This window comes from Bacillus sp. FSL K6-0993, from assembly GCF_037977205.1.
Classification (GTDB): domain Bacteria; phylum Bacillota; class Bacilli; order Bacillales; family Bacillaceae; genus Bacillus; species Bacillus subtilis.
Window position 1 is genome coordinate 3,355,205 of record NZ_CP150275.1, and the last position, 22,054, is coordinate 3,377,258.

General features: G+C 46.0%; 19 protein-coding genes and 1 other annotated feature. Of the genes, 4 read left to right on the forward strand and 15 right to left on the reverse strand.

Annotation, left to right across the window (positions count from 1 at the left end):
- Positions 1-167: 167 nt before the first annotated feature.
- Positions 168-1,562 carry an arabinose-proton symporter AraE gene (gene araE / locus MHH79_RS17485; protein WP_003243899.1) on the reverse strand — a complete coding sequence of 465 codons (1,395 nt, stop codon included), beginning with the start codon at positions 1,560-1,562 and terminating at the stop codon, positions 168-170.
- A 203-nt stretch (positions 1,563-1,765) separates the two neighbouring features.
- On the opposite strand from araE, the gene araR reads away from it, so the two are divergent.
- Complete coding sequence (gene araR / locus MHH79_RS17490; RefSeq protein WP_003243070.1) at positions 1,766-2,854, forward strand: arabinose utilization transcriptional regulator AraR; 1,089 nt, start codon at positions 1,766-1,768, stop codon at positions 2,852-2,854.
- Positions 2,855-2,901: 47 nt separating this feature from the next.
- Here the strand turns inward: araR and MHH79_RS17495 are convergent, their stop codons facing one another.
- Positions 2,902-3,912: an LLM class flavin-dependent oxidoreductase gene (locus MHH79_RS17495; protein WP_015483710.1), complete on the reverse strand. Its 1,011-nt coding sequence runs from the start codon at positions 3,910-3,912 to the stop codon at positions 2,902-2,904.
- Positions 3,913-4,068: 156 nt separating this feature from the next.
- Positions 4,069-4,947 carry a LysR family transcriptional regulator gene (locus MHH79_RS17500; RefSeq protein ID WP_015384672.1) on the reverse strand — a complete coding sequence of 293 codons (879 nt, stop codon included), beginning with the start codon at positions 4,945-4,947 and terminating at the stop codon, positions 4,069-4,071.
- A 98-nt stretch (positions 4,948-5,045) separates the two neighbouring features.
- On the opposite strand from MHH79_RS17500, the gene MHH79_RS17505 reads away from it, so the two are divergent.
- Positions 5,046-5,963, forward strand: a complete 918-nt coding sequence (locus tag MHH79_RS17505; protein ID WP_029946021.1) for a DMT family transporter — start codon at positions 5,046-5,048, stop codon at positions 5,961-5,963.
- 41 nt (positions 5,964-6,004) lie between these two features.
- Here the strand turns inward: MHH79_RS17505 and MHH79_RS17510 are convergent, their stop codons facing one another.
- The 9 genes from MHH79_RS17510 to MHH79_RS17550 all read right to left on the reverse strand — a co-directional run bounded on the left by MHH79_RS17510 (position 6,005) and on the right by MHH79_RS17550 (position 15,353).
- On the reverse strand, positions 6,005-7,348 hold the full coding sequence (locus MHH79_RS17510; RefSeq protein WP_003228313.1) for an amino acid permease: 1,344 nt from the start codon (positions 7,346-7,348) through the stop codon (positions 6,005-6,007).
- A 68-nt stretch (positions 7,349-7,416) separates the two neighbouring features.
- Positions 7,417-7,652, reverse strand: a binding site (T-box leader).
- A gap of 97 nt (positions 7,653-7,749) precedes the next feature.
- Positions 7,750-8,784, reverse strand: a complete 1,035-nt coding sequence (locus tag MHH79_RS17515; protein ID WP_029318387.1) for a glycoside hydrolase family 18 protein — start codon at positions 8,782-8,784, stop codon at positions 7,750-7,752.
- Positions 8,785-8,892: 108 nt separating this feature from the next.
- Positions 8,893-9,615 (reverse strand): lactate utilization protein LutC, encoded by a 723-nt coding sequence (gene lutC, locus MHH79_RS17520; RefSeq protein WP_015384675.1) that lies wholly within the window; start codon positions 9,613-9,615, stop codon positions 8,893-8,895.
- Positions 9,615-11,054 carry a lactate utilization iron-sulfur protein LutB gene (gene lutB / locus MHH79_RS17525; protein WP_014480926.1) on the reverse strand — a complete coding sequence of 480 codons (1,440 nt, stop codon included), beginning with the start codon at positions 11,052-11,054 and terminating at the stop codon, positions 9,615-9,617. Before lutB ends, lutC begins: the two co-directional genes overlap by 1 nt.
- A gap of 26 nt (positions 11,055-11,080) precedes the next feature.
- A complete protein-coding gene (lutA, locus tag MHH79_RS17530) occupies positions 11,081-11,797 on the reverse strand; it encodes a lactate utilization iron-sulfur protein LutA (RefSeq protein WP_047183212.1) in 717 nt (238 codons plus the stop codon).
- Between the two features lie 174 nt (positions 11,798-11,971).
- Positions 11,972-12,574 carry a two-component system response regulator YvfU gene (yvfU, locus tag MHH79_RS17535; protein WP_015251201.1) on the reverse strand — a complete coding sequence of 201 codons (603 nt, stop codon included), beginning with the start codon at positions 12,572-12,574 and terminating at the stop codon, positions 11,972-11,974.
- A 16-nt stretch (positions 12,575-12,590) separates the two neighbouring features.
- Positions 12,591-13,706, reverse strand: a complete 1,116-nt coding sequence (gene yvfT / locus MHH79_RS17540) for a two-component system sensor histidine kinase YvfT (protein ID WP_157799619.1) — start codon at positions 13,704-13,706, stop codon at positions 12,591-12,593.
- Positions 13,707-13,709: 3 nt separating this feature from the next.
- Positions 13,710-14,447, reverse strand: coding sequence for an ABC transporter permease (locus MHH79_RS17545; protein ID WP_015384679.1), 738 nt, complete (start codon positions 14,445-14,447; stop codon positions 13,710-13,712).
- Positions 14,448-15,353 (reverse strand): ABC transporter ATP-binding protein, encoded by a 906-nt coding sequence (locus MHH79_RS17550; RefSeq protein WP_340034763.1) that lies wholly within the window; start codon positions 15,351-15,353, stop codon positions 14,448-14,450. It abuts the gene before it with no gap.
- Between the two features lie 285 nt (positions 15,354-15,638).
- Here MHH79_RS17550 and rsbQ point away from each other — a divergent pair, with 285 nt between their 5' ends.
- Both rsbQ and rsbP read left to right on the forward strand, forming a co-directional pair.
- Positions 15,639-16,448, forward strand: a complete 810-nt coding sequence (gene rsbQ, locus MHH79_RS17555) for a sigma factor SigB/phosphatase RsbP regulator RsbQ (RefSeq protein ID WP_003228292.1) — start codon at positions 15,639-15,641, stop codon at positions 16,446-16,448.
- A 35-nt stretch (positions 16,449-16,483) separates the two neighbouring features.
- Complete coding sequence (gene rsbP / locus MHH79_RS17560) at positions 16,484-17,695, forward strand: phosphoserine phosphatase RsbP (protein WP_100505835.1); 1,212 nt, start codon at positions 16,484-16,486, stop codon at positions 17,693-17,695.
- A 53-nt stretch (positions 17,696-17,748) separates the two neighbouring features.
- Here rsbP and ganB read toward each other — a convergent pair whose 3' ends face one another.
- From ganB to ganQ, 3 genes are all read right to left on the reverse strand, one after another.
- Positions 17,749-19,038, reverse strand: coding sequence for an arabinogalactan endo-beta-1,4-galactanase (ganB, locus tag MHH79_RS17565; protein ID WP_014478024.1), 1,290 nt, complete (start codon positions 19,036-19,038; stop codon positions 17,749-17,751).
- Between the two features lie 79 nt (positions 19,039-19,117).
- Entirely contained in the window at positions 19,118-21,181 is a 2,064-nt protein-coding gene (gene ganA / locus MHH79_RS17570; protein ID WP_340034764.1) for a beta-galactosidase GanA, read from the reverse strand.
- Between the two features lie 18 nt (positions 21,182-21,199).
- Entirely contained in the window at positions 21,200-22,051 is an 852-nt protein-coding gene (ganQ, locus tag MHH79_RS17575; protein ID WP_340034765.1) for an arabinogalactan oligomer ABC transporter permease GanQ, read from the reverse strand.
- Positions 22,052-22,054 lie beyond the last annotated feature (3 nt).

Sequence of the window (22,054 nt, forward strand, 5' to 3'; positions counted from 1 at the left end):
CTGTTAAGAGCCAATTCATCGACAATATTCGCAGAGTTTTCATGCCGCGTCGTTTTATCCAGCAATATTTTATCCTATATATCTTTATCTTATACAGAAAGCGCCAAATGGTGCATCCCAATATAAACAGCCCTTCCCGTAGAAAGGGCTGTTTCATTAAAGCGTTTTCATTTTATCCAAAGCTTTTCAATTTCCTCGAGCGATTTGTTCTTCGTTTCCGGACAGATCGTAACGACAAACAGGAAACAAAGGATGTTAATCACCGCAAAGATCCAAAATGTATAGGCGAGCCCGAAAGAATCGATCATCATTGGCACAAACTGTCCGATCGCCCAGTTTGCTCCCCATAAAAAGATGGTCGCAATGCCCGCGGCCCGCGCACGCAGATGGTTCGGGAAGATTTCAGAAATCATAATCCATGTGATCGGTCCGACCGAGACACAGAAAGCAGCGACAAAACCTAATATAAGGACGATCATCATGATCCCGCTTGTTAACTCAAAATAAAACGACGTCCCGATTAAAATCATAAAAATAGCCATAAAAGCAGAACCGATGGACATCAGTTTTTTTCGTCCGACTTTATCGATCAGCAACACCGCAATAACGGTAAAAATGACTTCTACAACCCCGACGATACAAGTCGTCACAAATCCGGCGTTTTGCCCGAATCCCATCATTTTAAAGATTTCCGGCCCATAGTAAGTAATCGCGTTCATGCCGATGACTTGGTTAAACAGCGCCAGCAGGATTCCAATGACAAGCGCCTTCCTGAGACCCGGCTTAAACAGCTGGGAGAGCGACCCCATTTGTTCTATTTTTAAAGAGTTCTCAATGTTCTTTAATTCTTCTTTTGCAACAGTTTCTCCATTAATACGTGTCAGTATCTTTAAAGCTTCATTTGTTTTGCCCGCTTTCGCCAGCCATCTCGGACTTTCCGGGACGACGAGCAGGACAAGGAAAAAGATGACGGACGGCACCATTCCATAAGCAAGCATCCATCTCCAGCCGGTGTGCACGCCCCATTCGTATGTTCCAGACCGCTGCACAGCTAGATTAATAAAGTATGTTGCGGAAATACCCAGTATCGTAAAGAGCTGATATAAGGAAGACAAACTTCCGCGTATGGCGGGCGGTGCCGCTTCTGTAATATACGTAACAGAGAGCGATGAGCCCATCCCGATTCCAAGCCCCCCGATAATCCTTGCAATGATTAAGGTGGACACGTCTTGAGAAAGCGCTGAAACGATTGCTGATATCGCAAATAACAAAGCGGCTGTCATTAAAATTTTTCTCCGGCCGAATCTGTCACTTAAAAATCCGGATATCCCGACGCCAACAACTCCTCCAATCATAATGCTTGAAATGACAAGTCCCTCCATAAACGGACTCAGGCTGTATAAATCTTTCAGAAAACCGATGGCGCCAGAAATCACTGCCGTGTCATAGCCATACAATAAGCCGCCAAGCCCCGCCGCACATGAGATCAAAATGACAAATCCCATTGAATGGCTTCTTGTTACAGGAACATTTGGTTCTAATTGAGTTGGAGTATTCTTCATTTCCCTGCCCTCCCGAATGTTGAGTAAAGCGTTTACATTATACTTTTCAATTGTACGTACTTATATTAAAATTTAACGAAAATTACATTTAATTAGTACGTACAAATATAGAATAATCTTGTTTGCATTTTCTGTCAATGTTTTCTTACAAAGAACGCTGTGATATACTGAAATTTGTCCGTATACATTTTGGAGGAATGGATATGTTACCAAAATACGCGCAAGTAAAAGAAGAAATCAGTTCATGGATTAATCAAGGCAAAATACTGCCCGATCAAAAAATCCCTACCGAAAACGAATTAATGCAGCAATTCGGCGTCAGCCGGCATACCATCCGCAAAGCGATCGGAGACCTCGTATCACAAGGTCTGCTGTACAGCGTGCAAGGCGGAGGCACCTTTGTCGCTTCACGCTCTGCTAAGTCAGCGCTGCATTCAAATAAAACGATCGGTGTTTTGACAACCTACATATCAGACTATATTTTCCCGAGCATCATCAGAGGAATCGAGTCCTATTTAAGCGAGCAGGGGTATTCTATGCTTTTGACAAGCACAAACAACAACCCGGACAACGAAAGAAGAGGCTTAGAAAACCTGCTATCCCAGCATATTGACGGACTCATCGTAGAACCGACAAAAAGCGCCCTTCAAACCCCAAACATCGGCTATTATCTGAACTTGGAGAAAAACGGCATTCCTTTTGCGATGATTAACGCGTCATATGCCGAGCTTGCCGCGCCAAGTTTTACCTTGGATGATGTGAAAGGCGGGATGATGGCGGCGGAGCATTTGCTTTCTCTCGGCCACACGCATATGATGGGTATTTTTAAAGCTGATGACACACAAGGCGTGAAACGGATGAACGGATTTATACAGGCGCACCGGGAGCGTGAGTTGTTTCCTTCTCCGGATATGATCGTGACATTTACAACGGAAGAAAAAGAATCAAAACTTCTGGAGAAAGTAAAAGCCACACTGGAGAAAAACAGCAAGCACATGCCGACAGCCATTCTTTGTTATAACGATGAAATTGCGCTGAAAGTGATTGATATGCTGAGGGAGATGGATCTTAAAGTGCCGGAGGATATGTCTATCGTCGGGTATGATGATTCACATTTCGCCCAAATCTCAGAAGTGAAACTAACCTCTGTCAAACATCCGAAATCAGTGCTTGGAAAAGCAGCCGCCAAATATGTCATTGACTGCTTAGAGCATAAAAAGCCGAAGCAAGAGGATGTTATATTTGAGCCTGAGTTGATCATTCGCCAGTCCGCACGAAAACTGAATGAATAAAAAAGCAATGTATGGGTCTCCCCGCTACATTGCTTTTTTTATAGCTGTTATCTGTTTTTCCAAACGTCAGCGATGATTTCAAACGAACGCATTCTGTCTGCGTGTTCAAAGGTTTCTGAGTTAACCATAATTTCGTCAGCCTGTGTCGTTTTGACGAAATCTTCAAGCTTCGCCTTCACTTCTTCCGGACCCCCGACAATCGTGGAGCTCAGCTGCTCATTGACCATCGCTTTTTCATACGGGCTCCAGATTTGATCCATATCCTCAACAGGCGGTTTAAGCTGGTTCGGCGTACCCCGGACAAGATCAAGAAACCTTTGATAATGCGAAGTCGCAAGGTGCTGCGCTTTCTCGTTTGTATCTGCCGCGATAATGGTGACACCGACCATCGCATACGGTTCGTCGAGCACGTCTGACGGCGTGAAGGAATCGCGGTACAGCTCCAATGCAGGAACCGTATTCGCCGGTGAGAAATGAGCGGCAAAGGCAAACGGAAGACCTAGTTCCCCTGCCAGACGGGCGCTGAAGCCGCTTGAGCCCAGTAGCCAAATCGGCACATCTATGCCCTCTCCGGGAATGGCGCGAACTTGATTGCGCACATTTCCTGACGGTTTAAAATAATTGCGCAGTTCCTCTAATTGTTCTGGAAAATCCTCACCGCTGTTGATGTTTCTGCGGAGCGCTCTGGCTGTCAATTGGTCTGTTCCCGGCGCTCGTCCAAGCCCCAGATCAATCCGCCCGGGATACAGTGTTTCCAGTGTGCCGAATTGTTCAGCAATGACTAATGAAGAGTGGTTCGGGAGCATAATGCCGCCGGAACCGACGCGGATTTTCTTCGTGCCTCCGGCAATATGGCCAATCAAAACTGCAGTGGCGGAGCTTGCAACACCTTCTATATTATGATGTTCAGCAAGCCAGTAACGGTGATAGCCCCATTCCTCTGCCCGGCGCGCCAAGTCCATGCTGTTTCGGAATGATTCTGCAATCGTTCCTCCCTGAACAACCGGAGATAAATTCAAGACAGAAAGCAAGGTATCTTTGCGTTGGTTGTTAGACATATTGTTCTCCTTTGCAAATGTGTTATCAGTAAACAGCCCAAAGCTGTCAGGTCATGATTGAAAGAACTTCTATCACACCATAACACAACTGCATTCAGGAATAAAAGAATTTGATTCGATGAAATTCGAACAATATAAAACGAACGCTTTGGACCGCTATTCTGCTCCAAACAGCTCCTTAGCCATCTCAATAAAGAGCTTAGCCGCCAGAGAAGCCTCCTTTAGCGACGGAACAGCAAGCTGCACATCACGGTATACCTGCGGGTCCAAGTCCCGGGTCACCACATGCTCCGGAAGCGGCATCCCTGACATGGACATTTCTGATAAAATGGCCAGGCCCAAGCCTTCTCTGATCATACTGATCGAGGTGTTGATGTTATAGACCGTGAAAGCTGGGTGCAGCGTAGCGCCCGCCTGCCTGAACATATCGACAAATGGTGATTCATAGCCTCCGTCACAGACGATCATCGGTTCATGGTCAAGATCTTTCAGCGTAATGGCCGAATGACTGGCAAGCGGGTGATCGTCCCTGAGCACGACAGCCATTTTGTCTTTTTTCAAATGAATGTACTCCATCTCCTCTGTTGGATACAGAAGAATCCCAACATCTATCATCCGCGTATGAAGCCATTCCTTGACTTCATTTACAGTTCCCTCGTGCAGCACGAGCTCAAGTTTCGGATATTTTTGTTTAAATGCACTGATCAGCTTCGGCATAAAATAAGCCGAAGCTGTTGAGAATGTGCCGATATGGATCGTTCCCAGTTCAAGCCCTTTTTCCGCTGCTGCTACCTGCTCAACTTTTTCAATGCCTTTTAAGACTTCTCTGATGTGTACTAAGATCTGTTTTCCCGTATCTGTCAGCATCAGGCCATTGCGGCGGTCACGTATGATCAGCTTTACATCAAGCTCAGCTTCGATCGCAGAAATCGCATGGCTGACAGCCGGCTGTGTCATGTTCAGCGCCTGACCCGCTTTTGTAAAGCTTCCCGTTTCAGCTATTTTCACAAAAACCTTTAATTGTGTAATGGTCATAACAATATACTTATGCTCCTTATAAAAAAGATTCATTTTATTTATCTTATGTTCTACCGTATCATATGATGGAAAAGTTCTACAAGGAGTGAATAACAATGAAGCAGCTCTCAAAAACGCGGACAGCTCTCCTGCTCGCATTTCTCGTCATCATGTGGGGCGTCAATTGGCCGCTGTCCAAAGCCGCGCTCGCCTATTCTCCGCCGTTATTGTTCGCGGGCATCCGAACGCTGATCGGCGGGCTTTTATTAGTCATTGTCGCACTGCCGCGTATTCATAAATTACGCTTAAAAGAAACGTGGCCGATTTATCTTGTTTCTGCTCTTTTAAATATTACGTTATTCTACGGCCTGCAAACGATCGGGCTGAATTATCTTCCGGCCGGCCTGTTTTCTGCAATCGTCTTCTTCCAGCCTGTTCTGATGGGTGTATTTTCTTGGCTGTGGCTCGGCGAATCCATGTTTGTAATGAAAGTGATCGGCCTCATCCTCGGTTTTGCGGGAGTAGCCGTCATTAGTGCTGCGGGCTTTGGCGGGCATATTTCTGTCATTGGGGTTCTGCTGGCTCTCGGCTCCGCAATCAGCTGGGCGCTCGGGACGGTATATATGAAAAAAACAGGCAGCCGCGTCGATTCCATCTGGATGGTCGCTCTGCAGCTGACGATCGGAAGCGTGTTTCTGCTTATATCCGGCTTTTGGACAGAAAGCTTTTCGGCGATCCAATGGACAGCTCCGTTTATTACGAGCCTGCTGTTCATCTCCGTATTCGTTATCGCGCTCGGCTGGCTTGTCTTTTTTACGCTTGTCGGTTCAGGAGAAGCAAGCAAGGTCGCATCTTATACTTTTTTGATTCCGCTCATATCAATCGTGGCCAGCTCCATTTTCCTGCATGAACCGCTCACCCTTAGCCTCTTGGCAGGGCTGCTGCTGATTGTCACGAGCATCTGTCTCGTGAATACAAAATCAAAAGCGCAGAAAGCAGCGGCCATTGGTATAAACGAGAAAGCTGCACAATAATAAGAAACCCTCTTGCCGGATGCGGCAAGAGGGTTTCTTATTTACTGATGCTTGCGTCCTTTAACCAAATATGCAACTGTAATCAAAAGGTAGATCGCCGCAGTAATGCCGGTAATGACAATTGATGTTGTCATGATGACCCCGATCAGAATGGCGAGTAATGCCACAATCGCAAACCATGTCGTGTACGGGAACCATTTTACATAATAGGCGGGTGTTTCCGTTTGCTGTTTTCTCGATTTCAAATGGGCGAATCCGATGATCAGCCAAATGAATAAAACGGTATATCCCAATGATCCCATTAAATAATTAAATGTTTGGCTTCCTGCGAACAGAGAAATCAATACGCCAATATAGAGAGAAGAAGTGCACATCAGAATCGCAAACATCGGTACGTTTTTCGATGAAAGCTTAGAGAAGACCTTTGGAAGCCTTCCGTCACTTGCCTGTGTATACAAAATGCGTGATGATCCGTATAAACCTGAATTCATAGAAGAAATGATCGCCAACAGGATGACTGCATTCATGATATGATCCGCGCCCGGAATGCCTACCATTTTAAAGACCATCACGAAAGGACTTTCCGGAACGGAATTGACTTGGTTCCATGGAATCAGGCTGACGATGATGAAAAACGGCAGCAGGTAAAACGCGACAATCCGTGTCAGTGTGCTGCGGACAGCTTTCGGGACAACCTTTTCCGGATTCTTTGTCTCTGCAAGCGTTACACCGATAATTTCTGTACCGCCGTAAGAGTAGATGACGACAAGCATCGCCGTGATCAGCCCTGTGCCGCCGTGCGGGAAAAATCCGCCGTGGTCTGTCAGGTTGGAAAATCCGGATGCTGTATGATCACCGAATGATACAAATAAGAGCAGCAATCCCAGAATAATAAAGATAATAATAACGGTAATCTTGATCATTGCCAGCCAATATTCAGTTTCGGCGAAGATTTTAACAGAAAGCAAGTTTACAATCGTGACGATAAGAGAAATTCCTAATGCCAACACCCAGATCGGGCAGCCCGGCAGCCAATATTGAATGAAAATCGCAGCTACAACAGCTTCAGCCGCAATGTTAAGCACCCACATTTTCCAGTAGATCCAGTCCAAAAAGTAAGCGGCGTAATTTCCCAATACCTGCTGGACAAGATCACGGAAGGTTCTGGCGTTACGGTTTCGAACAGCCATTTCCGCCAGCCCCTGCATAATAAACAGCAAAATAATCCCGCCGAGCAGGTATGCGATAATGACAGATGGCCCTGCCACATCGATCGCTGAGCTGCTCCCCTTAAATAAACCTGCGCCGATTGCTCCGCCCAGCGCCATCATCATAATATGGCGGGACGTCATCGTGCGTTTTAACGTTTGATTGTCGTTTTTCATCCTCTTCTACCTCTCCTTCTCGTTTTCAAAAACAAAAAAGCCCGCCGTCTCCTACCTAATCTAATAGATAAAGAGACGACGAGCCTTCGGCTGACCGCGGTACCACTCTTGTTGATTCTTCATGAAGAATCCTGCTTTTGACCTGTAACGAAGGTTAGCCGTTAAAACATAGGGAACATTCAATCTATTCCGTTCCGTCTTACCACTCCCGGGCGAGTTCAAAGAAGAATCAGGCTGCGTCGCACCACCCCGCAACTCTCTGTTCTGATCACTTTCTTTTACTGCTCCCAATCTATGTGTTTTAGTTTTCTGAAAAACTCAAATTTTATGATCTGAATATATTAACATAATATACGTGCTTCTCTTTTAACTGTCAATAACTTCAGAGAAAAAAGAAACTGTTATTTTGTCCCTTTTCGAATGGCTTTCCAAAAGGATTCTGACTCGTTTCCTAATGCGTAAACTGAAACACCTGCTATTTTATATTGCTTTGCCAGATGGCTTTTCGTTTGAACGGTTTTTTCGTTTTCATACCACACAACATGTTTATGCTTCTTTTTGTCAACATAAGAAAACGTCATCGAGCCTGATTTTTTGTTGAATGCCGGCTTTGCTTTTTGTTTTTTGATGAGGGATTTAAGCTCATTCCATTCCCTTATTGTGCTGGTACTTCCGTCTTTTACATCCCAGTCATAGCCGTACGCAGGGATTCCCATGATGACTTTATTGGCTTTGATCTTTTTGACTGAAAACTGCAGAGAGCTTTTGATCCAGTTTGTGCTTGCCACTGACCCCGGCTCACCCCAAATGCCATGTTCGTCGTAGGTCATGACTTGTACGAAGTCGGCATATTTGCCGATTTTCGCATAATCATACGGCCAGCTCCAGTCATCATTTTTATCATCGGCGCTTTTGGCCGGAACGGATACCATTGTTTTAATATGTTTCTTATTCAAAGCCTGTGAGACATATTGAATGAAGTTCGAGTACGCAGCGCGGTCTTCTGGATTTACTGCTTCAAAATCGATATTGATTCCGTAATATGAGTGCTTTTTGGCCAGTGTAATTAACTGATCTGTGAATCGTTTTTTCGCTGTTTTATTGCTCATGACCCGACTCGCTAAATCTCCGTCAAAATCATAAATGGCATCATTATAGTTTGAAATGACAGCCCATGTCTTGATTTTTTTCTTTTTCGCATATGTCAGCTGCTTAGTTGGGGCATCGCCAATCACATGTCCGTTTTTTTCAAACGCAAACGTATCGGTTGCGATGGCATTCATGTATGTATGATATTTCGTAAGAGAATTGTATGAAGCCGTATCCCCAGTCGTGTAGCCTAGTGTCATTCCGGCTGCCTTCGCTTCTGTTTTTGTATACATAAACAGAACAATCGCAATCGCCAGTGAAACCGCTATGATCAGCCATTTTTTCATCGCATTTCCTCCTATTTCAAGTCATACTCTTCTCATCGGCCAAAAAATTGGAAGTTGAAGTTTTTCTCAAGCAAAAAGCCCGGCATATGCCTGCCGGGCTTCCTGAGTTCAGCGGTCAGAGACGAGAATATATGCTGCCTTTACAGGTCCGTGCACTCCTACAACTAAATCCATTTCAATGTCTGCTGAGTTGCTCGGTCCGGTAATGTAGTTGATACATGAAGGAACAGTGACACCGTCCGCAATGTTTTGGCGGATGATATCACTGGCTTGTGTCATTCTCGGTACAATGCTTGATTTCGGCACGATCGCAATATAAGTCGTCGGCAGAAGGCTGACAGATCGGCCGATGTCTTTTGAGGAGAAGAGGACAACCGTCCCCGACTCAGCCAATGTCATTTCGCTGAATGTAATCCCTACATTGGCTTGCTCCGCTTTTTTGATATTGTCCTCGCCTTTGTCAGCATCCCACTCCCAGACCGGCGTTCCTTCACTCGGCCAGTCCTTGTTGAGCAGGCTTTTCAGTCCGTATTCTTCAAAGCGGGGGTCCTTCGGAATGATGACAGGGCCTCCGGAAAAGCGGCTGACTTGCTCACGCAGGGCATCGTAAAGGCCGGTTGAATCCGTTTCAATCAGCTCTGTATGGATTTTGACACAATGGTTTTTGAGCACTGTGACTAAGTCATCCGCTGAATATCCTTCAAGTGTTTTATATTGCGGCTGATGCGCCCATTCAGGGACTGACACGCCTCCTGTTCTTCTTTCACGGCCCAGGCTGGATGCGATTCGGTTTAAAAAGCTCTCTTGATTCTGAATGGTTCCCTTCGTCATCACTGCTCCTCCTTCGTGCGTTCACTTGTTTCTCTGTCCGCAAACCAGTCTCTGAATCTCGATTTATGCGGTGCCGGGAAGTCGCGGATCTGGGTCCAATTTTTAAGCGGGCCGGGCCCTTTCGAAATTTTTTCGTCCTCTGTAAAAGGCGTCATGGCGGCCGGCGCCCATTTTGAGCCCATTTTGTAAAGCGATAAAGAGGATGCGCCAAGTCCGAATGCTTTCATTGCAAGCTTTTCACTGATCGGCGCTCTTCCTTCTTTTTCGACGATATTCTGACGATGCTTGAGTAGCAGCTCATGAAGCGGGATTTTGACCGGGCAGGCTTCTGAACAAGCAGCGCACAGTGAAGACGCGTACGGCAGCTCCTTATAATCGTCATAACCGCCGAGCAACGGCGATAAAACCGCTCCGATCGGCCCCGAGTAGATTGAGCCGTATGAATGTCCGCCGACATGGCGGTACACAGGACAGACATTGATACAGGCGGCACAGCGGATACATTGCAGCACAGACTGGAATTCCGTTCCAAGGATATTGGATCGTCCATTGTCAACGATGACAAGATGGAATTCTTCCGGACCGTCCACTTCACCTTCCAGCTTCGGACCCGTCAAAGCTGTAATATAACTTGTCAGCCGCTGTCCGACAGCACTTCTTGTCAGCATGCTGACTAGCACTTCAAATTCAGAAAATGACGGGACAATCCGCTCCATTCCCATGACGGTAATTTGTGTTTTCGGCAAGGTGCTCACAAGCCGTCCATTTCCTTCATTGGTCACAAGGCTGACGGAACCCGTGTCAGCGATGGCGAAGTTACAGCCAGTAATGCCGATATCCGCTTCCAGAAACTTTTTCCGGAGAATGGCGCGCGCATGCATCACCAGCTCTTCCGGTTTTTCTGTATGTTGATAGTCCAGTCTTTCTTTAAACACATCGCGTATCTGCTCTTTATTTTTATGAAGGGCGGGCGCTACGATATGTGACGGCGGATCGTGATCATCAATCTGCAAAATGTACTCGCCGAGATCGGTTTCTACGACTTCACAGCCTTCCTTCTCCAGCACCTCATTCAGATTGATTTCCTCTGTGACCATTGATTTAGATTTCACAATCTTTTTCCCGTTCTTCTTTTGAATGACATCACGAATATAAGAAGACGCCTCTTCCGCTGTTTCCGCGAAATAGACATGTCCGCCTCTTTTCGCCACATTTTCGGCAAGCTGTCCAAGATAGAAATCAAGGTTTTCAAGGACATGCTGCCTGATTTCCTCTGATAATGAGCGCCACTCCTCCCAGTTTCCCAGTTCTTCTGCTGCCTCTAGGCGCCGCGTCCGCAGACGCTCCTGTGCACCCGAAACAGCGCCTCTCATAAATTCATTATCAATCCCCTGTGATACCCGCTCTTTAAAAGCGTCAGTACCGATTTTCATCGCCATGATCCTTTCCCCCTCTGAATCCAGTTTTATCTGCTGTTGAGCACTTCGGCGATGTGCATCACTTTGACATTCTTATCTTTTCGGTCAAGCCGTCCCCCGATATTCATCAAACAGCCGCAGTCAGCACCGATCAGCACCTCTGCTCCCGTTTCCTCCACACATTCGACTTTTTCATCAACCATCTGCTCGGAAATCTGCGCCATCTTGACGGAGAACGTTCCTCCAAATCCGCAGCAGTTATGTTTGCCCGGAAGCTCTGTAAACTGCAGGCCCTTCACATGGCTCAACAGCTTCATCGGTTCCTCCCGAACACCCAGCAGCCTAGTCATATGGCACGACGTATGTAAGGTCGCTTTTGTATGAAGGGTCGCGCCGACATCCTCTACCCCAAGGACGTTCACGATAAAATCTGTCAGTTCATACGTTTTATCCGCCAGCTTTTGCGCTTTATCGGCCCATTTCGGGTCATCCGCAAATAAGTGCGGGTATTCCTGGAACATCGTTGTGCAGGAACCGGAAGGACTGACAACATATTCGGAATCCTGAAACGTTTCGATCATCCGTTTCATTGCTTTTTTGGCGTCATGTACATAGCCGCTGTTGTAAGCCGGCTGTCCGCAGCAAATCTGCCCTTCCGGAAAATCAACCTCACACCCAAGCCGCTCCAGCAGCTCAACCGTTGCTTTTCCGACATTTGTTTGAAACATATCAACAAGACAAGTGACAAAAAGTGAGACTTTCATGATGAACCCCTCTCTCATCCCCAATATATGATCAGGTCATCTGATGACCTGAGTTAAAATAACTATATGAATATCGTACACTATTCTGACAATGGAAGGAAAGAGTTTTCTAGGGATATTTTCATTTGTAGCATATCAAAAACACTCCCGATCTCCCAGGAGTGCAGTATATGGTTAAATCCAGCCCTTTTCCTCAGCAATGCTGGCGGCTTCTGTCCGATTTTTCGCATTAAGCTTTTGGATGATTTCTGAGATATAGTTTCGAACTGTGCCTTGAGATAAATAGAGCTCCAGCGTAATGTCTTTTGTTGTCTTGCCTAAAGCCGCAAGCCTCAGAATTTCTTGCTCTCTAACGGTTAGCGGATTTTCGTCTCGCATCATATTAAACGTCAGCTCAGGGCTGAAGACACGTTTTCCCTTTACACATTTTCGAATGGCATCGGCCAGATCGTCAATTTCGCCGTCTTTCAGCAGATAGCCATGTGCACCGGCCTTTACGGCGCGTTCAAAATATCCGGGGCGGGCAAAGGTGGTTAAAATAATGACCTTGCTGACGCAGCCTTTTTTCATTAATTCCTCTGCCACATCCAGCCCGCTTCGAACCGGCATTTCAATGTCCATAATGCATACATCCGGCTCCAGCTTCAAAATAGCATGTAGCGCCTCTTCCCCGTTTAATGCTTGTCCGATGACTGTCATATCCTCTTCTAAATCAAGCAAAGATCCCAAAGCGCCTAAAAGCATTCGCTGGTCCTCAGCAATAAACAGACGAATCATTCTTTTCGTCCTCCAATCATTCTGCTTTTTTAATAAGCGGAATCGTAAGTGCCACAACCGTTCCGTTATGATCTGAAACCGTTAATCCCCCTTCAATGAGCATGAGCCGTTCCTCCATTCCCCGCAGGCCATTCCCAAACATTTTCTCCTTCGGCGCTCCCTTTCCGTCATCCCGTATCACGATCCTCATTTTGTCAGCAAACTGAGAAATGGTGATGGCACAGTGGGTTGCTTTGCTGTGCTTGATAATGTTAGTCACGGCTTCCCGCATACACATACTGATAATATTTTGAGTGACGGGAGATATCACTGAAAAGTCGTCGGCTCCTTCGTATTGAAAGGTAATGTTCCCCGCTCTTAATATGTGCTGAATGTTTACGAGCTCCTCTGTTATCGTGACTGTTCTCATATCAGAAACCAGCTCTCGAACTTGCTTGAGTGCGGAGCGTGAACTGGTTTCCATTTCTTTTGCCTCAAGCTTGGTCCGTTCTGGATCAGATGCAGCCAGCCGCTGAATGAGCTGGCTTTTTAATGTAAGCAGCGACAGGGTGTGACCAAGAGTATCGTGAAGATCACGGGCGATTCGAACACGCTCCTCTCTTTTAGAGAGTTCTTTTATCTGTTCGTTGGCTTGTGCAAGCTTATTTTCAAGCTCAATTCTCCGAAACATAGAACGAATGCCGAATGGAGAAATGAGCATAATGACGAGAAACGGGAGAACAGAAAAAAGCTCCCGGAGCGAGACCGAATTCGCGATAAATTGGTATAGGCATGGAAAAAGCAGTATAAAGATTAAAGCGCAGAACGCACGGTTAAAATTCGTTTTCTCTTTATAATAACCAACAAAGTTTGCCGGGAAAAAACCTAAGTATATATAGGTGATATTGTAAAACACACTATATATCAAAATAACCGCCATTTGCACGATAAGCCAATATGTAAACGAAGCTTTGCCCACGCTGCAGAATAACTGGCGATATGCCGCTACAAAAAGGAGCAGCATGCCATATCCGATCCCCTGTTTGACACCTGATTCTTTTAATAAAGAGAGGAACGGCATAATCGTATACACCAGAAAGATATAAGGGAAAAACCCGAATTCCTTCGGGAAAATAAATATTGCCTTTTTCATGTATTACACCGCTTCTTGTTTTCTTCTTATATATTTAGATAGTAGCATGAAGAGCATCATATAAGCGATTAATATCAGAATATTTTTCCAAGTCGGACTCCCACCCCGGACAAGTTCCCACGCTCCGCTCCCGAAATGATAAGACGGAAGCCACTGGCCAATGTTCTGCATCATGTCAGGCATGACCTCAAATGGCATCCACATCCCTCCGCCTAAAGCCAGCAGCATATAAAGCACATTACTGATTCCGGCCGCTGTTTCTACTTTTCTCATGAGGCCGATTAGTGTGCCTAATGCTAAAAAAGGCAATGCGCCAAACAAAATCCACAGTCCGCTCATCATCCATTCAAACGGTGACAAGGCAATATCATTGATGATTGCGCCGAACAGAAATATGACGGTAATCGATAAAACGTGAATGACACTTTGGCCGATCATCTGAGCTGATAAATAGATATGATCCTGAAGAGGCGTAAGGCGGATAAAGGCGGCCCAGCCTTGTGACCGTTCTTGTACCATTCGGATGCCAAGCGTCATGATAGAGGAACCCATCACGCTGAAGACTGTCATCGACATCAGGTAATGGGCTTCCCATGCACGTTGATCAGGGACGTTAGTATTCACTACATTTGTAAAGAAATAATAAAAGGCAATCGGCATGATCAGAGACCAAAGCACAAAGTACTTGTTCCTAAGCACCCTTTTCATTTCAGCGATGCTTTGCTTTTGCAGCATGTTCACTCACATCGCCTCCCTGTTGCCGTCAGCCAGCTGGCGAAATGCCTCATCGAGCGTCGCTTGCTCAATTCGAATATCTCGTGCTGGGATGTTTTCTTGAAAGATCAGCGCCAACACTTTGTCTGTATTTGATGTCTGGATGATGGTTCTCTCATGCTCGTGGATCACTCTCTCGACTTCCGGGTGACAAGACAGCCTTTCCAATGATTCACTTGGATGAAGCGTAAAGGAAACAGACTGTTTTTGAATTCTTGAGCGGATTTGCATTGGTGAGTCGTCTGCAACAAGCTGTCCTTCAGTAAAAAATAGGATTCGCTGTGCGGCATCGTCTGCTTCTTGTAAATAATGAGTTGAAAAAATAATCGTTTTTCCTTGTTCCGACAGTCCGTGAATGGTCTGCCAGAATCGGTGTCTTGATGAAGTGTCCATGCCGACTGTCGGTTCATCAAGTATAAGCAGCTCCGGGTTCCCGGCAAGAGCCAAAGCAAAGCTCAAACGGCGTTTTTGTCCGCCGGATAATTTTTCTGCTCTTGTTTTCAAATCTTCTTTGGTGAGTGCTGTTAACGAAACGAGTTCTTTTATGGACAATGGATTCGGATAATAGCTCCGGAAGAGTTCAAGGATTTCATCCACCTTAAGGCCCGGCATGACACTCACTTCCTGAAGCATTACACCTATTTTTTCACGAACCTGTTGATCATCAGGAACCCCGTTAAATAGTTTGATTTCTCCCTCACTCGGTTTCAGCAATCCTAATATCATAGAGATGACGGTCGTCTTCCCTGCCCCATTTGGCCCGAGAATGGCTGCAATTTCTCCTTTTTCAATACTGAAGCTGATGTTGTTTACAGCGGTTTTTCGCTGGAAATGTTTTGTCACGTTGCTTACTGTTACTGCTTCTTTCATCACATGAGCACCTCCTGATCGTTTACATTGATTGTAAAATGACGGAGAAGACGATGTTAGTATGGGGTGTCATGATGATGGAGTGACAAATGTCATTTTCTTTCTCACCGCCGGTGTCTAGGCAATCCTCCTCCTGCATCTTCCAATTCATCCATCTTTTCTATCTCCCATGTCCTCTTTCTTTTAAACTGCTGTGACATTCATAGAAAGATACACTCTTCAAACCATCCGAGTGTTATGATAGACATATTGAACTTTATATTACTTTCCGGCTGAAAGGAGCCAATCATGAACGAAGCGATTTTGTCTAGAAATCATGTGAAGGTGAAAGGCAGCGGCAAAGCATCTATCATGTTCGCACCTGGTTTTGGATGCGATCAAAGCGTGTGGAATGCCGTGGCACCTGCCTTTGAAGAAGATCATCGGGTGATTTTATTTGATTACGTCGGTTCGGGACATTCAGATTTGCGCGCATATGACCTGAATCGTTACCAGACACTTGACGGCTATGCCCAGGATGTTCTTGATGTTTGTGAAGCTTTAGATCTGAAGGAAACCGTGTTTGTGGGGCACTCCGTCGGGGCCTTGATTGGGATGCTTGCATCCATCCGCCGCCCGGAGCTTTTTTCCCATCTGGTGATGGTGGGGCCTTCTCCTTGCTATTTGAATGATCCGCCTGAGTATTACGGAGGATTTGAAGAGGAGCAGCTCCTTGGCTTGCTGGAGATGATGGAGAAAAATTATATCGGCTGGGCAACTGTATTTGCGGCAACCGTTCTGAATCAGCCAGATCGGCCTGAAATTAAGGAAGAGCTTGAAAGCCGTTTTTGTTCTACTGATCCTGTCATTGCCCGCCAATTCGCGAAGGCGGCGTTTTTTTCTGATCACCGAGAGGATCTTTCGAAGGTAACGGTTCCCTCTCTTATTCTCCAATGTGCAGATGATATCATCGCACCTGCAACAGTAGGTAAGTATATGCATCAGCATCTGCCTTATAGCAGTCTGAAACAAATGGAGGCTCGCGGACATTGCCCTCATATGAGCCATCCAGATGAGACGATACAGCTGATCGGCGATTATTTAAAAGCACACGTGTGAGATAGGAACGAAAGGGATAGAGGTGACCCTCTTAAATGGACAAACAATTGAATGATGCACCATGCGGTTTCCTCGCTTTGTCAGAAGAGGGGTCGATCATAGCTGCCAACCGTACCCTTATCAAGATTCTGGATTATGAGCCGGAGCAGGTTATCGGCCAGCATATGAATATGATGTTGACCATTCCCGCACAGCTTTTCTGCCAGCTTTATTTTTTTCCGCTTTTGAAATTAGAGCATCACATCGAAGAAATATACATTTCCCTGAAAGCTAGAGATGGAGAAGAAATTCCCGTCCTTATCAATGCTATTGCGAGGCACGGTAGCGAGGCTTCTGTCTTTGATTGTGTTCTGATTCCAATGCGAAAGCGAAATGAATATGAAAATGAGCTGCTGATAGCCAGAAATGAGGCTCAGGAAGCTTTGCTTGCCAAACAGAAAGCCAATGCGGAGTTAGAAATTGCCTTGGAAACGCTGAAAGCAAAACAAGAAGAACTTCTTGAGATCAATAAACAAAATCAACAATTTAAATTAAACACCAAAAGAGAGCTTGAACTCGCCAGAAAGATCCAGAAAAACTCGTTGACTGAACCGATTGTAAACGATCAGGTTCAGATTGACTCTTATTACAATGCATCGAGTGAATTGTCAGGTGATCTTTACGGATATTATCAAATCGATGAACACCGTTACGGCATTATTATCCTTGATGTGATGGGGCACGGAATTTCATCTGCATTGATTACGATGTCTCTTCATCCTTTGTTCCAGCGTCAGATCACGCAAGGTCTCAGCCCCGTTAAAGTTATGAAGGAATTGGACCGGCACCTTCACAGCTTGTTTCAAAATGATGAGGAAGCAAGACATTATTGCACTGCTATTTATCTCGAGATTGATATAGCACGGCAAAGAATTGATTATGTCAACGCAGGGCATCCGCCGGCACTTTGGCAGGGCGCCGGCGGAACACAACAGCTGCTGCACGCGACTTCGCCTCCGATCGGGATGTTTGAAGACTTAGAGTTTCAGTCTAGCAGCCTTTCATACACGGAGGGCGGAAGATTGCTTCTGTATACGGATGGCGTGATGGATCCTACGGCTTCATGTTATTTATATGATTTACTAAAGGATCATCCTGATTCGCCGATCGCTGACCAGAAGGAGAAAATCCTTACATCACTGCAGCATCAAAAGGAAGCTCATCATAAGAGTGATGACGAATGTTTTATATTAGTTGATGTAAAATAAAATGATCCATGAGACATAACAATGATTTGTTACATCTCATGGATTTTTTTGTTTCAGCGTTTCTTTGGAATATGTCCTGACTCCGCATATTGAAACACCTGCAAGGAAGGCAGCGGATGTCCATTAAAATCAAATAAAGCTTGATTATCTACAGCACTTCCCCCATACCACTTCCCGGCGTCTTCAGGATCGTATTCAGCAGCATAGCTGGAGGCCCACCCTGACCCGTATGTTTCCCATAACACTTTGTTTTTCTCTATCTGTGTCTTCGGCCCGACTGGAATCCACGCCGGCTCCCAGTAGAAAACACCAAGTCCTGCTTTGCCCGTATTCGCCACTGCCTCCATTACATCTCTTACTGCAGTTGCCTGGCCTTGAACAGAAATTGGATATGGCAGCGTCTGCCCGCTTTTTGGTGCTGTATTTCCATGCCCATCGCCATCCTCAGCGGTATAGGTGTACGATGTCTCCGCCACCATGACTTTTTTGCCGTACGTATTGGCAACAGCCTTCAGCACGGAGGTCAAATTTTGTAATGTCCCATGCCAGAAAGGATAATAGGAGCTCGCAAACACATCATAATCCACTTTGTTTTTGCTGAGTGTTTCTGCAATAAATGAATACCTTCCAGCCGTTTCAGGATTTGTAAAATGCAGGGCGACCAAAATATTTGAATTTGTCTCCCTGACCGCTCGGCTTCCTTCATTAAATAATTGGCACATCTTCGTCCAATCAGTCTCACCGGCAAATCCTCCTGTTGTTTCATTTCCAACCTGAACCATGCCGATGTCAACGCCTTCCTTGATCATCTTTTGCAGGCTTTGTTTCGTATACTCATAGAGCTTTGCTTTTTTTGCTTCAAAGCTGAGATTCGCCCAGGCTTTGGGCACCTTTTGTTTCGCTGGATCGGCCCAGAAATCAGAGTAGTGAAAGTCGGCCAGCACCTTCATTCCGTTCGCTGTCGCTCTTTTTCCGATTTCGATGGCTTTTTGAACATCATTGTTCCCCCCGCCATACCCATTGCCATTTGAATCATACGGGTGATTCCAGATGCGGACGCGAACATAGTTGACCCCAGCCTGTTTTAAGGTTGTAAAGATGTCCTGGCGTTTTCCGCTTGTATTGTAAAAGGTGACACCGCTGTTTTCCAAAGCAATAACGCTGGATACATCTGCCCCTTTGATAAAATCCTTGTTCATCCCCTCTACTTTTTTAACAAAAAGATCATCTGCCCGAAGCTCTGACACGTGCTTCTCCTTCTCAATGGCAGCGGCATATCCTGTTGAACTACATGCACTCCACACCATGGCAGCCGCAAAGAACATTTTCACTTTGCTTTTCATGATTTCATCCCCCTAATACTTAGTAAGCGTTTTCATTCTATAGAAAAAAGAATCCGCCCATATCGAGCGGAGCATCAGCCTAATGTGTGTTTACGACAATTCTCACTTCATACTTTTCCATCGTCAGGTCGCCTGACAACATGTCTCCTGTCATTATGTCCTTCACACTCTGATCAAACGTGACCAGCTGTTTTTCTTCCGTAAAATTCATGACAAAAATATAATCATTGTCCTGATCCTGCCTCGCTTGTACGGAGACGCCTTTTCCGTGCCGAACCGGAAAAACTGGAGAAAGACACAGGTCTGTGATCAGACCCTCATAGAAATCACGCTGAAATTGATCCTCCAAACGCGCGCCGATAAAATACGCCTTGCCCTGCTGATACTCATGGCTTGTGACCGCTGGCGTGCGCGCATAAAAATCTTCTTGATACACCGCTTCCACTGAAGCTGTCTTTACATCAATCACGGTTGCATAATCCTTCATTTCATATATTTGGCTGCGGTAGCTGACAGCGTTTCGATCCTTCGGATACAGGGTGTCCGTTTCAAGAGGCTCAACTCCAAATATAGCTTGAAGATCCGGATGCCATCCGCCTGTGTATGTTAAGTCATGCTCATTCACAATCCCGCTGATATACGTCATGACTAAGGTGCCGCCGTCAGCCGTAAACGCTTTTAAACGGGAAATGGTGTCCTCGCTGATTAAATACAGCATCGGGACGATCAGCAGTTTATATGGTGAAAAGTCTTGATCTTTCGTGATGACGTCGACAGGGATATCGTGTTCCCAGAATGTGCGGTAATGCTGCTGAAGCGTTTGCGGATAACGTTTTGTCGCCTTCGCAAACCCCTGAGCATCCTCGAGCGCCCAATGATTTTCCCAGTCATATAAAATCGCGGTTTGAGCCGGCCTCTTCGTTCCGACAACTTCGGACAGCCGTTCCAATGTCTCGCCTACCTTGGCCACTTCTTGAAAGACGCGGTTCTTCGGGCTATTGTCATGATCCACAACCGCTCCGTGTAATTTTTCTGATGACCCCCGTGATTTGCGGTATTGGAAATAGAGAACGCTGTCCGAGCCGTGGGCAATCATTTGCATGGATGACAGCAGATTCATGCCCGGGCGCTTTGCCTTGTTGACGTTATGCCAATTAACCGCGCTTGGCGTACACTCCATTAATAAGAAAGGCTGCTGCTTCAAGCTTCGGTACAGGTCGTTGATAAAACCGACCTTCATCGCCAAATCAGCTGTGCTTTCCCAGTCATTGTGCCAGACAGGATAAGCGTCCCAGCTGATGACATCGACATGCTTTGCAAATTTGCTGTAGTCGAGGCCCTGATACGGAATCAAATCCGCTGTATCAGCCATAAAGTTCGTTGTGATAGGGATATCAGGCGTCAATTCTTTTAGCGGAATGATTTCATTTTTATAAAACGAAATCGTTTGATCAGTGACGAACCGGCGCCAATCTAAATTCAGGCCATGCAAGCCATTTTCACCGATCGGCGAAGGGCTTTCAATTTGTGACCAGTCATTGAACGTATGGCTCCAAAAAGGGGTCCACCACGCATGATTCAATGTCTTGAGGCTGTTGTCATATTTCGATTTCAGCCACTCCCGGAAAGTATGCTGGCATAGATCACAGTGGCAATCTCCCCCGTACTCGTTTGAAATGTGCCACATTAACAGCGCCGGGTGATGTCCGTATCGTTCTGCTAATAAGCGGTTGATGTGCCGTGTTTTTTCTCGGTAGACTTTAGATGTGAGGCAGTGGTTGTGCCTTCCGCCGTGCAGCTGTTTGACGCGGGAGGCATTGACGCGCAAAACTTCCGGATAGGTTTGCGACAGCCAGGCCGGACGGGCCCCGCTCGGCGTTGCTAATATGACCCGGCCGCCTATACTGTGAATCCGCTCAAAAATATCATCCAGCCATTCAAATTGATATACGCCCTCCTCCGGCTCAAGTGCGCTCCATGCAAAAATGCCGACAGAAAACGTATTCGTATGAGAAAGCTTCATCAGCTTGATATCATCGGCTAAAATATCGGGCCGATCCAGCCACTGATCGGGGTTGTAGTCTCCCCCATGGAGCATAAATTTTGCTTTTGTTACGTGCGTTTTTTCAAGCTTTGACATCACATTCTCCTCCTTGTTCTTTTAGCCCTTCGTTCCGCCTGCGGTTAATCCGGACACAAAATTCTTTTGCAGCATGATAAAGATGACGGCAACCGGTATGCTGATAAGCAGGGCTCCGGCCGCAAATGTCGTATAGCTGGCCCCCATGACATCATTCACTAAATTGAATAGACCGACGGGCAATGTATACGATTCAGGCGTTCTCAATATGGTTGAGGACAACACAAAATCTCCGAGCGGACCGGTAAAGCCGTTCATGGCCACGACTGCCGCCATCGGTTTTGATAATGGCAGAATGATCTGGAAGAAGATTCTGGTGCTGCTGGCTCCGTCAATCTTGGCGCTTTCGTCTAAATCCATCGGAATGGAATCCATGTACCCCTTCATCAAATATGTATTCATAGGGATTAGGCCGCCGATATAAAGCAAGATTAGCAGCCAGTGGCTATTGATCATTCCCAAGATTTGCGCCAACACAAACAAGGCAATTAAAGCTGAAAACTGAGGAATCATCTGCAGCAATAAAAAGAGCGTTAAAGCGTATTTCCTGCCTTCGAAGCGAAAGCGCGAAAACGCATAGGCTGTAAACGTCACACAGAGCAAAGACCCTGCCATTGTAAACAGGCTGATCTTCATTGAGTTGAGATACCACTGCACATATTGAAGGCTTTCTTTGCCCGCAAATAATGCTTTGTAATGGTCGAATGTTGGATGCTTCGGAATGATGGATGTACTGATTAAGCTGTTGCCAGGGTTAAAGCTTGCGCCTGCCGTCCAAAGGAGAGGATAAACAATGATGACCGCCATAAAGGCTAACAACAAGTAAGAGAAAAGGAGACGGATATATTTCCTGACCTTCATATCTGCCAGCATGCC

Coding starts and splice junctions, on each gene's coding strand:
- araE (WP_003243899.1), bottom strand. CDS start 1,562: ATGAAGAATACTCCAACTCAATTAGAACCAAATGTTCCTGTAACAAGA.
- araR (WP_003243070.1), top strand. CDS start 1,766: ATGTTACCAAAATACGCGCAAGTAAAAGAAGAAATCAGTTCATGGATT.
- MHH79_RS17495 (WP_015483710.1), bottom strand. CDS start 3,912: ATGTCTAACAACCAACGCAAAGATACCTTGCTTTCTGTCTTGAATTTA.
- MHH79_RS17500 (WP_015384672.1), bottom strand. CDS start 4,947: ATGACCATTACACAATTAAAGGTTTTTGTGAAAATAGCTGAAACGGGA.
- MHH79_RS17505 (WP_029946021.1), top strand. CDS start 5,046: ATGAAGCAGCTCTCAAAAACGCGGACAGCTCTCCTGCTCGCATTTCTC.
- MHH79_RS17510 (WP_003228313.1), bottom strand. CDS start 7,348: ATGAAAAACGACAATCAAACGTTAAAACGCACGATGACGTCCCGCCAT.
- MHH79_RS17515 (WP_029318387.1), bottom strand. CDS start 8,784: ATGAAAAAATGGCTGATCATAGCGGTTTCACTGGCGATTGCGATTGTT.
- lutC (WP_015384675.1), bottom strand. CDS start 9,615: ATGACGAAGGGAACCATTCAGAATCAAGAGAGCTTTTTAAACCGAATC.
- lutB (WP_014480926.1), bottom strand. CDS start 11,054: ATGGCGATGAAAATCGGTACTGACGCTTTTAAAGAGCGGGTATCACAG.
- lutA (WP_047183212.1), bottom strand. CDS start 11,797: ATGAAAGTCTCACTTTTTGTCACTTGTCTTGTTGATATGTTTCAAACA.
- yvfU (WP_015251201.1), bottom strand. CDS start 12,574: ATGATTCGTCTGTTTATTGCTGAGGACCAGCGAATGCTTTTAGGCGCT.
- yvfT (WP_157799619.1), bottom strand. CDS start 13,706: ATGAAAAAGGCAATATTTATTTTCCCGAAGGAATTCGGGTTTTTCCCT.
- rsbQ (WP_003228292.1), top strand. CDS start 15,639: ATGAACGAAGCGATTTTGTCTAGAAATCATGTGAAGGTGAAAGGCAGC.
- rsbP (WP_100505835.1), top strand. CDS start 16,484: ATGGACAAACAATTGAATGATGCACCATGCGGTTTCCTCGCTTTGTCA.
- ganB (WP_014478024.1), bottom strand. CDS start 19,038: ATGAAAAGCAAAGTGAAAATGTTCTTTGCGGCTGCCATGGTGTGGAGT.
- ganQ (WP_340034765.1), bottom strand. CDS start 22,051: ATGCTGGCAGATATGAAGGTCAGGAAATATATCCGTCTCCTTTTCTCT.